The sequence below is a fragment of the Paenibacillus sp. MABNR03 genome, from assembly GCF_050455445.1.
GTDB classification, from domain to species: domain Bacteria; phylum Bacillota; class Bacilli; order Paenibacillales; family Paenibacillaceae; genus Paenibacillus; species Paenibacillus xylanilyticus.
In genome coordinates this window covers 1,629,658-1,644,141 of sequence record NZ_JBCIYR010000001.1, presented here as the reverse complement: position 1 = coordinate 1,644,141, position 14,484 = coordinate 1,629,658, and the positions used below count along the sequence as shown (strand labels likewise).

At 46.3% G+C, this 14,484-nt stretch carries 13 protein-coding genes; 10 read left to right on the top strand and 3 right to left on the bottom strand.

The annotated features are described in order from the left end of the window. The first annotated feature begins 88 nt into the window (after positions 1-88). From AAIH57_RS06935 to AAIH57_RS06915, 5 genes are read left to right on the top strand one after another with little or no spacing between them, the layout of a single operon-like run. Positions 89-1,189 (top strand): amidohydrolase/deacetylase family metallohydrolase, encoded by a 1,101-nt coding sequence (locus AAIH57_RS06935; protein ID WP_430021058.1) that lies wholly within the window; start codon positions 89-91, stop codon positions 1,187-1,189. Then, complete coding sequence (locus AAIH57_RS06930; RefSeq protein ID WP_430021057.1) at positions 1,167-2,276, top strand: DgaE family pyridoxal phosphate-dependent ammonia lyase; 1,110 nt, start codon at positions 1,167-1,169, stop codon at positions 2,274-2,276. The genes AAIH57_RS06935 and AAIH57_RS06930 overlap by 23 nt, the downstream gene beginning before the upstream one ends. Continuing rightward, complete coding sequence (dagF, locus tag AAIH57_RS06925) at positions 2,273-3,028, top strand: 2-dehydro-3-deoxy-phosphogluconate aldolase (RefSeq protein WP_430021056.1); 756 nt, start codon at positions 2,273-2,275, stop codon at positions 3,026-3,028. Before AAIH57_RS06930 ends, dagF begins: the two co-directional genes overlap by 4 nt. Further along, on the top strand, positions 3,021-4,034 hold the full coding sequence (locus AAIH57_RS06920; protein WP_430021055.1) for a sugar kinase: 1,014 nt from the start codon (positions 3,021-3,023) through the stop codon (positions 4,032-4,034). Before dagF ends, AAIH57_RS06920 begins: the two co-directional genes overlap by 8 nt. Positions 4,035-4,044: 10 nt before the next feature. Beyond that, positions 4,045-4,767 (top strand): GntR family transcriptional regulator, encoded by a 723-nt coding sequence (locus AAIH57_RS06915; RefSeq protein WP_430021054.1) that lies wholly within the window; start codon positions 4,045-4,047, stop codon positions 4,765-4,767. Positions 4,768-5,045: 278 nt separating this feature from the next. Here AAIH57_RS06915 and AAIH57_RS06910 read toward each other — a convergent pair whose 3' ends face one another. Continuing rightward, entirely contained in the window at positions 5,046-6,806 is a 1,761-nt protein-coding gene (locus tag AAIH57_RS06910; RefSeq protein WP_430021053.1) for a methyl-accepting chemotaxis protein, read from the bottom strand. Between the two features lie 475 nt (positions 6,807-7,281). Here AAIH57_RS06910 and AAIH57_RS06905 point away from each other — a divergent pair, with 475 nt between their 5' ends. The 5 genes from AAIH57_RS06905 to AAIH57_RS06885 all read left to right on the top strand — a co-directional run bounded on the left by AAIH57_RS06905 (position 7,282) and on the right by AAIH57_RS06885 (position 12,768). Further along, positions 7,282-8,265, top strand: a complete 984-nt coding sequence (locus AAIH57_RS06905; RefSeq protein ID WP_430021052.1) for an alpha/beta fold hydrolase — start codon at positions 7,282-7,284, stop codon at positions 8,263-8,265. Positions 8,266-8,643: 378 nt separating this feature from the next. Further along, a complete protein-coding gene (locus AAIH57_RS06900; protein ID WP_430021051.1) occupies positions 8,644-9,444 on the top strand; it encodes a MerR family transcriptional regulator in 801 nt (266 codons plus the stop codon). Further along, a complete protein-coding gene (locus AAIH57_RS06895; protein ID WP_430021050.1) occupies positions 9,441-10,082 on the top strand; it encodes a GNAT family N-acetyltransferase in 642 nt (213 codons plus the stop codon). Before AAIH57_RS06900 ends, AAIH57_RS06895 begins: the two co-directional genes overlap by 4 nt. Before the next feature lie 33 nt (positions 10,083-10,115). Beyond that, entirely contained in the window at positions 10,116-11,144 is a 1,029-nt protein-coding gene (locus tag AAIH57_RS06890) for an alpha/beta hydrolase family protein (RefSeq protein WP_430021049.1), read from the top strand. 481 nt (positions 11,145-11,625) lie between these two features. Then, a complete protein-coding gene (locus AAIH57_RS06885) occupies positions 11,626-12,768 on the top strand; it encodes a foldase protein PrsA (protein WP_430021048.1) in 1,143 nt (380 codons plus the stop codon). A gap of 239 nt (positions 12,769-13,007) precedes the next feature. Here the strand turns inward: AAIH57_RS06885 and AAIH57_RS06880 are convergent, their stop codons facing one another. Beyond that, on the bottom strand, positions 13,008-13,910 hold the full coding sequence (locus AAIH57_RS06880; protein ID WP_430021047.1) for a dihydrodipicolinate synthase family protein: 903 nt from the start codon (positions 13,908-13,910) through the stop codon (positions 13,008-13,010). Positions 13,911-14,239: 329 nt separating this feature from the next. Next, positions 14,240-14,428 carry a hypothetical protein gene (locus AAIH57_RS06875; protein ID WP_430021046.1) on the bottom strand — a complete coding sequence of 63 codons (189 nt, stop codon included), beginning with the start codon at positions 14,426-14,428 and terminating at the stop codon, positions 14,240-14,242. Between the last annotated feature and the right edge of the window lie 56 nt (positions 14,429-14,484).

Below are 14,484 nucleotides of genomic sequence, written 5' to 3'. Positions count from 1 at the left end.
TTTAAACATAAGGATGTACAGGTTCCATGTCTTTAAACATTTTTTGAATTTCGCCTGTATACCGGGGTTGAAAAAGGAGATGGGATGAGTGGGCACAGAGAATGTGCTGCGCAATTTGCAGCTTGTTGACGGGCGGATTGTAGATATCGCCATTCAGGATGGGATGATCACTGCCATTACACCGCCAGGCCAGGCTGAAGGAGAGAACGGCCTAGACTGTTCCGGGTTATATGTGTCCAGCGGATGGATTGATCTGCATGTGCATGCCGTGCCGGAGCTTGATCCCTATGGCGACGAGATCGACGAAATTGGTGTGAAGCAGGGGGTAACAACGCTGGTGGATGCTGGTAGCTGCGGTGCAGACCGGATCGGAGATTTGTATATCTCGAGGCTGAAGGCTGACACACAGGTATTTGCTCTGTTGAATATTTCAAGGATCGGGCTCGAACGGACAGATGAATTGTCGCAACTGGAATGGATTGACCGGGCCAAGGCGTTAGAGGCGGCAGCGGCTTATCCTGATTTCATCGTTGGTCTGAAAGCCCGCATAAGCCAAAGTGTCGTCAAAGACAGCGGCATAGAGCCGCTCAAGCTGGCACGCACATTGTCGGAAGAAACAAAGCTTCCGCTCATGGTGCACATCGGTTCCGCTCCGCCCCTTGTCTCCGAAGTGCTGGAGCTGTTACAGCCTGGCGATGTGATCACCCATTACCTTAACGGCAAGCCCAACAATCTGTTCCATGCGGACGGCACACCGCTGCAAGGACTGCTGGATGCAGCTGCGCGGGGAGTTCATCTGGATGTGGGGCATGGAACAGCGAGCTTCTCCTTCCGGATTGCAGAACAGGCCAAGGCGGCAGGCATTGCGCTGAATACAATCAGCACGGATATTTACCGGGGCAACCGTCTGAACGGGCCGGTGTACAGTATGTCGAATGTGCTGACGAAATTTTTGGTTCTCGGCTACAGTCTGGAAGAGGTGATCCGCGCAGTGACAAGCAGCGCAGCGGAGTGGCTCGGCAAGCCGGAGCTCGGCCAGATTAGGGTGGGACAGGAGGCGAACCTAACTTTGTTTGCCCTGGAAACAGGCGAGAAGCAGCTTGAGGACTCGGAAGGAGATGTCCGGGTTGCGCAACACTATATTGAGGCTAAAGGAGTCTTTGTTAATGGATCACTCATTACAGGCTAGATATGGATTGAAGCGTGTTATTAATGCCAGTGGAAGAATGAGCATCCTTGGTGTTTCCGCACCTACGGATTCGGTCATGGAGGCGATGAAGCAGGGCGGACAGCAGTACGTGGAAATTGCAGATCTTGTAGACAAATCCGGAGAATATATTGCACGCCTGCTTGGTTCCGAAGGGGCAGTTGTTGTGAACTCGGCATCGAGCGGCATAGCGCTGTCGGTGGCAGCCATTGTGACCGCCGGAGATCCGAGGCTCAGCCTTCGCCTGCACCAGGAGCCGATATTAAAAAATGAAATTATTATGCTAAAAGGCCATAATGTACAGTATGGAGCGCCTGTCGAAACCATGGTATTCCTTGGCGGTGGCCGGATAGTGGAAGTCGGATACGCCAATGAAGGTCGCAAAGAGCATATCGAACAGGCCATCGGTGAACGCACTGCAGCCATTCTCTATGTGAAATCCCATCACGCCGTCCAGAAGAATATGATTTCTGTGGAAGAGGCCTGGGAGGTTGCGCAGCGTCAAGGGATCCCACTGATTGTTGATGCGGCTGCGGAAGAGGATCTGCGCAAATATATCCACTATTCGGATTTGGCGATTTACAGCGGATCGAAAGCTATTGAAGGTCCTACCTCCGGTATCGTCGCTGGCAAAAAGAAATACGTTGAGTGGTTGAAGGTACAACTGTACGGGATCGGCCGAAGTATGAAGGTCGGCAAAGAGACCACCTTCGGGCTGCTTCAGGCCCTGGATGAATATCAGGACAAAGCCGATCACAGTGAGCGGGAGAAGCTGGCGCTGGAGGCTCTTCAGCCGCTGGCCGGGCTTCCTGGTGTTTCGGTCCGTATCGTTCAGGATGAAGCAGGCAGAGCGATTTTCCGCGGGCGTATCCAGATTGATTCCTCTGTAGCAGGGATGGATGCAGGAAGTGTCAATGACCAGCTGCGTGAAGGTGTAATTGCGGTATATACCCGTGACTATGGCGTCAAGCAGGGTTATTTCGATATTGATCCGAGGTCTCTACAAGGTGATGATCTTCAGGTCATCGTCAGCAGAATACATGAAATCGTGGGGGGCGAACAAGCATGAGTCATATTCATCAGCGTCTGTATAAGAACCGGGCCGCACTTAATGTACTGGCCGGCAGTATCGGGAACGCTAAGGATGTGTTCGAGGCTGCGGAAGGATATGTACTGGTAGGTGTGCTCTCCAAAAATTATGATACGGTGGGAGAAGCGGTAGCCGCCATGACTGAATATGGTCAGGCTATCCGAGATGCCGTATCCATTGGACTCGGGGCCGGAGACAACCGCCAGGCGGCAGTTGTGGCGGAGATTGCCGCAAGTTATCCGGGAAGCCATATCAATCAGGTATTCCCGGCAGTGGGGGCGACCCGCGCCAATCTGGGGGCTAAGGACAGCTGGATTAACAGCCTGGTCTCTCCGTGCGGGAAGCCGGGCTATGTAAATATATCAACGGGCCCCATCAGTTCGGGAACCACTCCGCAGGCTATTGTTCCGGTTCATGCCGCCATTGCACTGGTTCGTGATATGGGCGGCAATGCGCTCAAATATTATCCGATGCAGGGACTGAAGCTGGAGGAAGAGTACCGTGCGGTCGCCAAGGCCTGCGGGGAAGCCGGGTTTGCTCTGGAGCCTACGGGCGGAATTGACCTGGTTAACTTCGGACCCATTCTGGAGATTGCACTTCAGGCAGGCGTGCCGCAGGTTATCCCGCATGTGTATTCCTCCATTATTGACCCGCAGACCGGGAGTACGAACGTACAGGATGTCCATCGATTACTTGAAACAATGAAATTGCTGGTGGACCGGTATGCCTAGGATTGCTGCTTTTGGTGAAGTTATGATGCGGCTGCAGGTTCCGGGCTATGAAACACTGGTGCAGAGCAACAGGCTGGAGTATTCTTTTTCCGGCAGCGGGGTGAATGTAACTGCTGCACTGGCCAGATACGGCCATCATGGTGCGCTTATTACCACCTTGCCGGAAACTCCGCTGGGCGAAGCGGCTTTTGCTTATCTTCGCAAGCTTGGCGTGGATACTTCACTAATTAGCCAAGGCGGCAAGCAGCTGGGGATGTACTTTCTGGAGAATGGCTTTGGAGCTCGCCCCGGCAGAGTCACCTACACAGACCGGCTGGGCAGCAGCTTCAATACCGCGGAGGCGAGCAATTATGATATGGTAGCGCTTGCTTCCAAGGTCGACGTTCTTCATTTGTGCGGCATTACGCTGGCAATGAATGAAGGTGTGCGCAAGCAGATGAAACAGCTTGCTATGGAAGTGAAAAGTGCCGGTGGCAGGGTTGTTTTTGACTGCAATTATCGTCCTGCGTTATGGGGGGAGGACGGCTATACCAAGGCCCGCCCGCATTATGAGGAACTATTGGAGCTGGCTGACCTGGTGCTGATGAATGAGAAGGATGCACAGTATATTCTTGGCATTGGAACCGGAGAATATGATAGAATAACGCAGTTGAAGCAAGCAATTCCAGAAGTTGCGGAACGCTTCCGCATCGGTATGACAGCAGGAACCCACCGTGAAATTAACGCTGACAATACGCATTCCCTGACAGGATATATATATCATCAAGGTACGTTCGTGTTCTCCAGCAAGCTGACCTTCCCTGTGTATGACCGGATTGGTGCCGGGGATGTGTTTGCGAGCGCTGTTATCCATGGGGAATTGCAGCAATACCCGCATCAGCAGACGGTTAATATGGCATCGGCGGCAGCGATGCTGGCCCATACCACTCAAGGCGATACAGCGCTTTTTACCGAGAGCGAGGTGCTCCGGGCGTTGTCAGACCATACCTTAGATGTTGAAAGGTAGTGAACAGCGAGTGTCACTGAAACGCAAGCAAGGTCCTTTATATCAACAAATTCAAAAAATTCTCAAAGACCGGATTCTGCATGGGGTATATCCTCTTGGAAGCATCATCCCCTCCGAGCCGCAGCTGGAGAAAGAATTCGGCGTCAGTAAAATGACGGTCCGCGGCGCGGTCCAGGAGCTGTCCCACGAAGGCTATGTGCAGAAGAAAAGCGGTGTCGGAACAATTGTGATGCGCAATACCTCCTATCAGAAGCTCTCCAAGGGCAAACGGTTTACGGAGCTGCTCGTAGAAGAGGGCCATAAGCTGGAAAAGAGACTGCTAAATTCCCGGTTAATCACCAATGATACCGGAACAGAGGACTATGTCCGCTACGGGCCGTATTGCCAGCGGATTGAACGGCTCTACATTCTAAACGGACAGCCTTATATTCATCTGATCCACTTCTTGGCTGCAGCTGCACTGCCCGGCGGAGGCACGGCAGAAATGGATGCAGACATCCAGTCGCTGTATGACTCACTGGAGGAGAACGACATTGTGCTGGAAAACTTCAAGGACCGTTTCTTTGTAGAGCCGGCACCTCATGAGGTGTGCCAGCTGCTGGATCTCCTCCCGGGGACACATGTGCTCAAGCGCTTGCGTAATTCCTTCGACGGAGAAGGCAGACTGATTGAACACAGTATCGGCTGTTATAACACGGAGCTCCAACATTATCTGGTCAGTTACGACACCTGAAGTCAATGTTAGGTACGAATGGATATATATTAAGAAATCCAAGATGGATACCGTTATTTTCAGACTCTCGCTGCTTGCAGCGGGATTTTTTGATGCGCCTGAGCAATCATTTCAATTAAAGTTCCTTCATCAGCTGGTCAATACATTCTGCTGCTTTTTCATTACCCTTTCATAGCGTGAAATTAGCTGGCATTGTAGCGCTCATAAGCAGTCTAAAAAAAACCTTCTCACTGAGAGCTATACTCTCAGATAAGAAGGCATGTTGTGAAACCTCATCATTAGTATTTGAATTTCTCTGTCAGATTCTCTAATTTCTGCGACATATCCGACAAAGTTGTGGCAAGGCTCGTAATTTGCTCCATTGAAGCCAGTTGTTCCTCCGAAGATGCAGCAATATTTTGTGAGTTGTCTGCAGCTTGAAGCGCAAGATTCGTAACTTGCTCTTGGCCCGCTGTTATTTCCTGAACACTTGCAGTTATCTGCTGTGTAACACTGGCGAGTTCTTCCGTTTGCTGCGCGATAAAGTTTGTGGATCCCACAATTTTGTTAAACTGTAGTTCCGTCTCATTAGCAATCTGTATACCTGAGTCGACATCCTGTTTAACTCGTTCCAACGTTTTAAGAGATTGTTCTATATCCGAACGCATATCTTGAATCAACGTGGAAATCTGCCCTGACGACTGATTCGATTGTTCAGCAAGTTTTCTCACTTCAGCAGCAACTACGGAGAAACCGCGGCCTTCTTCTCCTGCACGGGCAGCCTCAATCGAAGCATTTAAAGCAAGAAGATTAGTCTGCTGGGCGATATCCGTAATGGCATGTAACATCGTACCGATCTGCTGGCTGCGTTCATCCAGCATCCTCATGACTACATCCGTTTCATTAACCGAATGGTTAATCAGGTTCATTTGTTTGGCCGTGTGTTCTACGGCAGTACCACCGATGTTCGCTAATTCCATCGCATCAACAGAAGAATCGGCAATGGTGGATGAGCTTTCCGCTATTCGCTGGATACCAATCGATATCTCTTCGAGTGAGTTGGTTGTCCTTTGAAGCATCATTTGCTGCTCTTGTGCACCGGATGCGGATTCTTGAATCGACATGGTGATATTCTCAGTTGCTTGACTGGTGTGCTCTGCTCCAAGGGTCAATTCTTTGGAGGATGAAGCGACCTGCTTGGTGGAGAGATCTACTTGGCTAATGAGATATCTCATATTTTTAATCATTTCATTAAAATCCTTAGCCAGCTCACCGATCTCATCTTTGGATTTCATTTTAACTTCTTCAACGGTCAGATCACCTTCCGCAACTGATTTCAGTCGCTTTGCAATCTTTAGGATAGGGTTCGTTAATCGCCCCGAAACAATGCTGACGATAATTGATCCGAGAACAACCGCAACTGCCATAACAATTAGAACAAGATAAAGGACTTTTGTGGCACCGCTGTTGAACTCACTTAAATACGCACCTGAACCGATGATCCATCCCCAATGTGGATCCATTTCGACATATGAAACTTTCGTTTCTACTTCACCTGTATCGGGTAGAGCCCACTTGTAGGTGACAAATCCTCCTCCAGCTGTTCCAACGCTAACGAGCTCTTTTCCCAAATATACGCCATCTTCCGTTACAACATCTGTCAGATCCTGACCTTCATTTGAGGGATTCATCACGGAATGGGCATCCTTATCAACTGCCCATGGATATCCGGTCTCCCCTACAGTATATTCACTTTTTACAGGGCGCTTATTATCGGCATTCTTTTCACCGAGCAGTTCGACCCGGAGCTTTTCCTGTGCTTGCTCCAATGTTAAATCTCCATTCTCCACTTGTTCATTGAGGAGATTAATCATGCCAATGACCATCCGCACACTATTTTCGAGTGCTGCCTTGCCCGATTCATTCATTTCATTTTTCGATACCGTATACGAAGTGAACCCGATCACGATCGTGGGCACGATTAGTATAGCCAAGCATAGAGTGACTAACTTTGTTCTTAAAGATCTCATTTTTAGTATAGATGCCATCTTTGTTTTCACTGCATTTCCCCCTCAATACCTTGATTTACAGATCCCCTAATTTTAATAGTTAAAATTTTAATAAAAGTCTGTACATAATATATCGTACATTTATCCCTTAAAATGAAGCCTCGTTTCGATGTCTGTTGCGGACTTTTTGGTTGTGGATGTTATTAATACAATCCGTGATCCTAAGTCTTCACTTTATAGTAAAATCCTTGCTGCGGCTGTCTTTTTATTTTAAAAATATTTTGACAAAGATCAAATCAAGGACAAAAAAGCTCATGGCGCAACAAAAAATGAGAACTTTAAACTAAACTTAAACTTGCTCCATACTTTGTCTTAAGCCTGGAGGGTTATGATCGTTCCCAAGGGGATAATCAAATACACAATAGAAGATTAAAACAGCAAACGTTTGAAAGACTTAACATGGCAAAATTACTCTATATAGAGGCGTTTTTTACCGTAAAAAGAATGGGAGGGAGCAAACTACTACGTGATTGTCAAAAAGAAAAATAAGATTCTAACCATCTTCAAGAGACTGTTTCTCGTCATGTTGTCCACTGTACTCATCTGGATCGGCTTTCATCATGTCATGAAGCTGTTAGAGCAGCACAAATACCCGGCTATAGGTCAGTATGTACAAATTGAGAATCAACGGATGCATATCTACACAAAAGGTAACGGACCCAACACTATTGTCTTATTAAGCGGCCTGGGAACAGTCTCACCTGTGCTGGACTTTGAACCATTAATCAATGAAATGTCCAACCATAATAGAGTTGTCGTCCTAGAGCCGTTCGGATATGGCTGGAGTGATAAGACGGATAAGAAAAGAACGGTGGAGCACATCGTTGGGGAACTAAGAAGTGCATTGCAGCAATTAAATATCAAAGGGCCATATGTATTAATGCCGCATTCTATTTCAGGGATTTACAGCATGTACTATGCTCATGAGTATCCTGAAGAGGTTAAGGCGGTTGTTGGAATAGACGCGACGCTGCCAGCGGCCCTTGCTTATTTCAATGAATCCCCTCCGGCCATCCCGGGTTATATGAGATATGCGGCGCCCATCGGGTTAGCTAGACTTGCTGTATATTTGGATGGTAGTGCTTATCTTCCTCTTGCAAGTGAAGGTGCTTACTCGGACGAGAATTTAGCAATGACCAAAGCAATGACGGCATGGAACGGTTACAACAAAAATGTTATTCAAGAGGCAAGTGAACTGGGTGACAATGTAAGAAAAACTGCTCAGATGTCGTTTCCACCAGATATACCCGTATTGTTTTTTACAAGAGACGATGGCAGGGTAAGTGAGGATGGGAGATCTCAATTCACTTTTTTACAAACCCAACTTACCGATCATCCTGCGAGTACAATCCTCCCTTTACAAGGTCATCATTATCTTCATTGGACCAAATCCAAGGAGATGAGCGAAGCTGTCCTGAAATTCTTGAAAGATATTAAAGATAAGCAATGACCTTAGTTGCATTTGCTATGAAGGTTAGCCAGGGGTGTCCGTCGTTATTAGACGCTTCCAGACAAAAAACATAACTTGAACCCAATGAGAGTCGCTAATTTAGCGGCTTTTTGGTTTATCGATAAGAACATGTCCTGATCAAGGATAAGATCATGGCCCGGTTACCGATTCCATGCTGACTAACTAAAGAGGCTTAGGTAGCTAATAGTAAGAAATATCAACAGTAGAAATGTTAAGAGTAGAGGAGACATTACTCCCGTAATCGAAATTGCCTCACTTGGATTTCTAATTCTATGTTTTACTTTCATGACTTGACCTTAGGTCTGACCTAAGGTATATGCTTAACTTGTTTTCAAGGAACTGGGGGAGGAAAAACCGATGAAAAAGGAAATCACCATTAGCGAGTTAGCAAAACTGATGGGCGTGTCCGTCCATCAAATTCGTTATTTTGAGGAAAAAGGCGTATTGTTCCCGTCCTATATCGATGAAAATCAATATCGGATGTATAGCATCAACGAGATGTATCAGCTGGCACATATTTTGCTCCTCCGTAAGGTGGGATTGTCCGTACAAGTCATCCGGGATTGGAACGATGAAGGGACGCCGGACGACATGCAGCGGTTGCTTGTACAGTCTGTTTCCAAGATGAAAGTCGAGATAGATCGCCTGCAAAAGTTGAGCAATTTTATCTGTAAGGTATTGGATGAGAATGAACGCTATGGACAGGAGGCTGATTCCTTCCGAGTTACTCAACGAGATCCGCTTGTTCTGTCTTCATGGTTCGAGACAGATATCGAGACGGAACTGGATGCTCGAATGTTGGTCCAGCAGGGGGATACGCTGCCAGCGTTGTTTGAAGCGGACATTCATTACGTGTATAAGGGAGGACGCCGCGTAATGCTGTGCACGGAAGTGCATGACACGGAAGGAGACATGGTTTTGCCAGCTGGCGAGTATTTATCTTACCATTTCTCGCTACATGGCGAAGAAGGCTTGGAACAACACTTCAATCAATTTCAGACCTTCGCCGATAGCAGCTCACTTATTTTAACCGGACCACAAATCCTTGTGGAAAAGTCATACCTGTCTCTGTTCACCCAAGAAAGCATACATTACGAATTGCTTGCACGTATTGATCGTAACGGCATTGGTGCTGGGAAACGGGAGGAGATTCAATGACCACGATTTCTGCCATTCTAATGGAGCGAATGAAAGAGGAACACAAAGCCTCAGTCAGCGAACTGCTTCAACAAGGATTTTGCAGCAAATTTCAACTTGGGACAGGGCTAAATAACTCGCAGTTGCAGTGGCTGTTAGAAAGGCTTCTTGTGTTGGTTGAGCAACGGGGAGGAAGTGAGCGTATCGTTGCCCTGCAGGGAGGATCCGTCGTCGGCAGCCTGTCACTTCAGTTTCAGGTTCGTTCAGGTGATCCGCGTCCAAGTAAAACAGCAGTGGACCTGCTCCTCTTGTGGAAAGGGATTCAAGAAGTCGGATGGGCAAAAGCGTTAGGTTTCTCTGTGCGATTGGCCTTTTTGAGCCATCGCCCGGTGCGTGGCGAATTGTATATTGCTGACATAACTGTCCATGAACGCTTTCGGGGAGCGGGTGTAGGCAGGACGATGCTGGAATGGGTCCTCCGCGAAGCAGCATCAAGGGCGGAAATCCGATATGCAAGCTTGCATGTGTCGGGCAGCAACGTTGGAGCCAAACGCCTGTATGAACGGATGGGATTCCGTACAAAGGACGTCCAGCGCAGCCGTTTCATGGCGTGGTTATTTGGCGAGCAAGAGTGGAATTACATGATTCATGAAGGGTAGACATCCTTGCGTAGAAAGGAATGCAGAGGAGAGATGAAAAAGAAATGGGGAATTTCGCTCCTGATCATCCTGCTGCTGTTGGGAGGAACCGGCGCGTATATTTTACAGCAGAACAGCTTTGATATGGTCCAACAAGCTGTGGAGATGGATACGCCTCAAGGCAAACTGACGGGCGTACTAACGTTACCCGAGAAATATAACGGCAAGGTTGGTCTAGTGTTGTTCATTCATGGAGACGGCCCAATCGATGCGACACACGATGATGGTTATAAACCGCTCTGGGAGCGGCTTGCTGCGCTTGGCTATGCCTCACTCTCGCTAGACAAGAGGGGCATCGGTGGATCGGAAGGCAACTGGTTAGACCAGAGTATGGATGATCGGGTGGAGGAAGCGGAGCATGCGTTAGCCTGGGCGAGGCAGCAACCATCAATTGACGTGGATCGCATAGGCGTATGGGGGGCAAGCCAGGCAGGGTGGGTTATTCCTAAACTAGCCGGCAAAGAAGAGCTAGCTTTTAGCATTCTCGTTTCTCCTGCAATCAACTGGCTTACGCAGGGAGAATACAATACGCGCAGACAAATGGCGAAGGAAGGACGATCTTTGAGTGAGATTGAGCAGCAGGTGATCGACGATAACCGAATTAAGGATCTGTTAAAGGCTGGGAGCTCTTATGATGAATATGTGAGCGTTGCGGGCCAAAAAAATGCCATGTCCAGGGAACGTTGGACGTTTGTAAGTCAGAATTATACTGCTGATGCTACAAACGATATTGTGAATTTTAGCTCTCCAGTTCTGCTTCTGCTCGGTGATCAAGATATTAACGTAGATGTGAAAGAAACAGAGAAGGTTTACAGGGAACGTGTATCACCATCCGAATTACTGCGAGTCAAAGTGCTGCACGACACGGAGCACTCCATGCTCTCCACCTCGACTGCCGATTCGTCGACACGTGCGTTATTGATCAGCTTGTTTGCGCCGAGGAACATTACGGCGAAGGGGTACATGGATGAGATTACAGATTTTTTGAAACATGCTCAACCCATTCAAGATCCGCAGCATTAAAGTGAAAAGTTATAGGTTATATCAGGAGGGAAAGACATGGAACTGAAGCTGCCTAGCGGGAGGAAGTCGGCCTGGATCTTTCAAAATCCATTACGATCTTTGGTATGATCATGGTCAACTGTAAGCTGTACTCTGCAGTGAAAAACAAGTCAATTGAACGTGTCATAATAATCGCTGGAGTGGTGAATTTAGGAATGAGAGACAAAAACATAGTCCCAGTGAGAGTCGCTGATTTAGCGACTTTTTTAGTTTTAAGGAAGAACCCAGCTCTTTACCTGAATTAAAGACAAGAACCTCGATCATTGCCGAAAAGGATCCGGGTCACTTTCGCTTTTGGCTCAAACACTTTCGCATAATGAAATGAATCATAGAGTTGAAACGAATTCATATGAATATGAGATTTTTTATATTATTTTAAGGTTTTATTTTCTAAATACTTTATATTTAATATGGAAAAGACCGAAGGGGGATTATACATTTAATGGATAATAACAAGCCGTCGCAAGACAATGAAGAAGAAATGAAGGATTCGTTGACAGAAGAGCAGGAAACACAGCAAGAAACACAGCAAGAAACACAGCAAGAAACACAGCAAGAAACACAGCAAGAAACACAGCAAGAAACAACTTTGGTACCGGAAATGCTAAAAGAGGAGAATCAACGGACGCCTAAAGGGAAAAGTAGTGTGGTCTGGATGATAATCTCGGGAATTCTTGCTGCTGCACTTATCATTGTAATCGTATATCCACCATTTGGTGGGGGCAGGGAGGCTGTGGCTTCGGTCAATGGGACTGACATTTCAAAGGACGAGCTATACAATGAATTGGTATCTCTCGGAGGTGAGAGTACATTAAACAGCATGATTACGATGAAATTGATAGACCAAGAGGCCGCAAAGGCTAAAGTGTCTGTTACGGATGAAGATGTGAATGCCGAGATTGAATCACTAAAGACCCAATATGGCGGTGAAGAAGGCCTTAACACGGCGCTTTCTCAATCAGGTATGACAATGGATTCGCTCAAGAAAAATACGGAGGTACAAGTGAAAATCCGTAAAATACTTGAGCCGAAAACGACAGTAAAAGATGAGGATATCAGTGCTTACTATGAGGAAAACAAAGCGACGTTCGCAACTCCGGAGCAGGTAAAAGCATCCCATATCCTTGTGGCAACGAAAGAAGAAGCTGATGAGATCAAGAAACAATTGGATGAAGGAGCAGACTTTGCAACCCTGGCATCAGAAAAATCCACCGATACAGCTTCTGCAGCAAGCGGCGGGGATCTTGGATTTTTCGGGAAAGGTGAAATGGTAGAACCATTTGAGAAAGCCGCTTTCTCCATGCAGATCGATGAAATCAGTGAACCGGTTAAATCGGATTTTGGTTATCACATTATCAAGAAAACCGATTATAAAAAAGCTACAGATCCAACACTGGAAGATAAAAAGGAAGATATTCGTAAAATACTGGTGGAACAACAAGTCGGTGAACTGAGCACCAATTGGATGACGGAATTGCGTTCAAATGCTACCATTACCAACACACTTGAACCAGCAGAGGAAAATGCAGATGCTGCAGATTCCGCAGATTCCGCTCAGGATACAGAATCCAGTCCAAACGAATAATATTAATAATGGTAGAATGAAAACAAGTGAGCAGCTGGCAAATTTGAATTGTATGGTTTAAACTTGTCAGCTGTTTCTTTTCTTTGCTAACCTGGACAAGAATCTCATTGAAGTCGCTATTTTAGCGGCTTTTTTATTTTGTCGAAACAAGAACTTGTTCCGATTACGGATTAGATGGATGTCTATAATAAACAGTAAGCAGCATTCTTTCATCCTCTGGATCAGAACTGATTGGAAGATTAACAAGAGCTTTCAATAGATGTTATTTCTATAAGTATGGACTTCAACTGATCCCTGACCAAGCCATTCAGTGGTTGTAAGGGAAGAGGGAGACTGGGACCTGAAATGAAGCCATTGATTTCTGCTGCTGCAGAAACAACACGTAAGCTTCCATATTGACGGAATAGCGCCCAGATCGGTTCAAGTCGTGCTGATAGTTGATTTGCTTCGTCTTTACTACCGTCGAGTACCAACTGGGCCATTTTCAAACACGTTTTAGGAAATAAGCCGCCCAGAACGGAATACCAGGCTTCGCAGCCCGCATTCAAGCCAGTGACTGCAAACGGATCCCCGCTTACCCCGATCGTAACAGTAGAAGGAATGAGTTTACGAAGACGGTTAACTCGTACTATTGCTGCCTCAGGATCAGAAGGAACCCCAGGAATCTTGATTGAACGTACAGAGGGAAGTTTAGCAATTTGTTCGTGCAGTTCATCGCTAAAATGAAAGTGCGTAGTGGCCGGATTATCATAGATACAAAGTGGAATAGAGAGCAAACTTGATACTTGTTCATACAACGAATAAACCTCTTCATTTGTTAATGTTTGATAAGAAACAGGTGCAAGCAGCACAGCTCCGGCTCCGGTTCTTTGAGCGTCTTCTGCTAAATGAAGTACATCCATCGTGCGAAGCGCACTTATGCTTGTCATCACAGGAATACCATCGGCGGAATCGACTGCAAGTTGCAAAACGCGAAGCCGTTCTGCTCGGCTCAAATAGGCATAATTACCCGTCGATCCCAGCGCTCCGATGGAGTTTACTCCGGCTGTAACCAATCGTTGAATCAGATTTACAAATTCTTTTTCGTTAACTCCACTTTCATTCATTGGAGTTAGCGGAAAAGCAGATAGTCCATGGAACATTAAATTCTCTCCTTTAATCATATTGTGAAGAAGTATTATCGATTATAGGAAATTTATTGGACTAACTTACAGTGCCAATTATTAATCAATTTATAGTGCCAATTTTATTATAATTGCGGTATGCAATAAAAATGTACTCATTGCTATTTCATTTTGGTTAATGGTGAGAGGACTTAGATGAAGGGGAGTATACAATGAAATTTGTATTTCATAATACATGTTATCAGTTAATCTGACTGCTTTTCCTGATTAAAGCTTGAAGGCTTTCCTTCAGCGTTGCTGCTGGGCTTCGTGCCAACTTGAGATAACTTTCAGTGCAGAAAGTATAGTTATTCTTGTTTATTTTTTTCCTCAAGAAGAGTATCCACCTTCTGAATCAAGGTCATCAGTTTTTTATCATAATGCCTATACGTATAAAATCCAATTAAAGCCTTAAATACAAAAAATAGTACTGCTGCGATTACAATAAGGAGATAATTGTGTGCTATTTGCTTTAACCAAGCATTAATCTCATCCATCGGTTTATACCCCTAAACATTGAGAAATTTTAAGACTTTATTGATCAACTTGCTGT

Excerpts from the sequence above, each read along its gene's own strand:
- AAIH57_RS06920 (WP_430021055.1), top strand. The coding sequence starts at position 3,021 with ATGCCTAGGATTGCTGCTTTTGGTGAAGTTATGATGCGGCTGCAGGTT.
- AAIH57_RS06930 (WP_430021057.1), top strand. The coding sequence starts at position 1,167 with ATGGATCACTCATTACAGGCTAGATATGGATTGAAGCGTGTTATTAAT.
- AAIH57_RS06890 (WP_430021049.1), top strand. The coding sequence starts at position 10,116 with ATGAAAAAGAAATGGGGAATTTCGCTCCTGATCATCCTGCTGCTGTTG.
- AAIH57_RS06895 (WP_430021050.1), top strand. The coding sequence starts at position 9,441 with ATGACCACGATTTCTGCCATTCTAATGGAGCGAATGAAAGAGGAACAC.
- AAIH57_RS06875 (WP_430021046.1), bottom strand. The coding sequence starts at position 14,428 with ATGGATGAGATTAATGCTTGGTTAAAGCAAATAGCACACAATTATCTC.
- AAIH57_RS06900 (WP_430021051.1), top strand. The coding sequence starts at position 8,644 with ATGAAAAAGGAAATCACCATTAGCGAGTTAGCAAAACTGATGGGCGTG.
- dagF (WP_430021056.1), top strand. The coding sequence starts at position 2,273 with ATGAGTCATATTCATCAGCGTCTGTATAAGAACCGGGCCGCACTTAAT.
- AAIH57_RS06885 (WP_430021048.1), top strand. The coding sequence starts at position 11,626 with ATGGATAATAACAAGCCGTCGCAAGACAATGAAGAAGAAATGAAGGAT.
- AAIH57_RS06880 (WP_430021047.1), bottom strand. The coding sequence starts at position 13,910 with ATGTTCCATGGACTATCTGCTTTTCCGCTAACTCCAATGAATGAAAGT.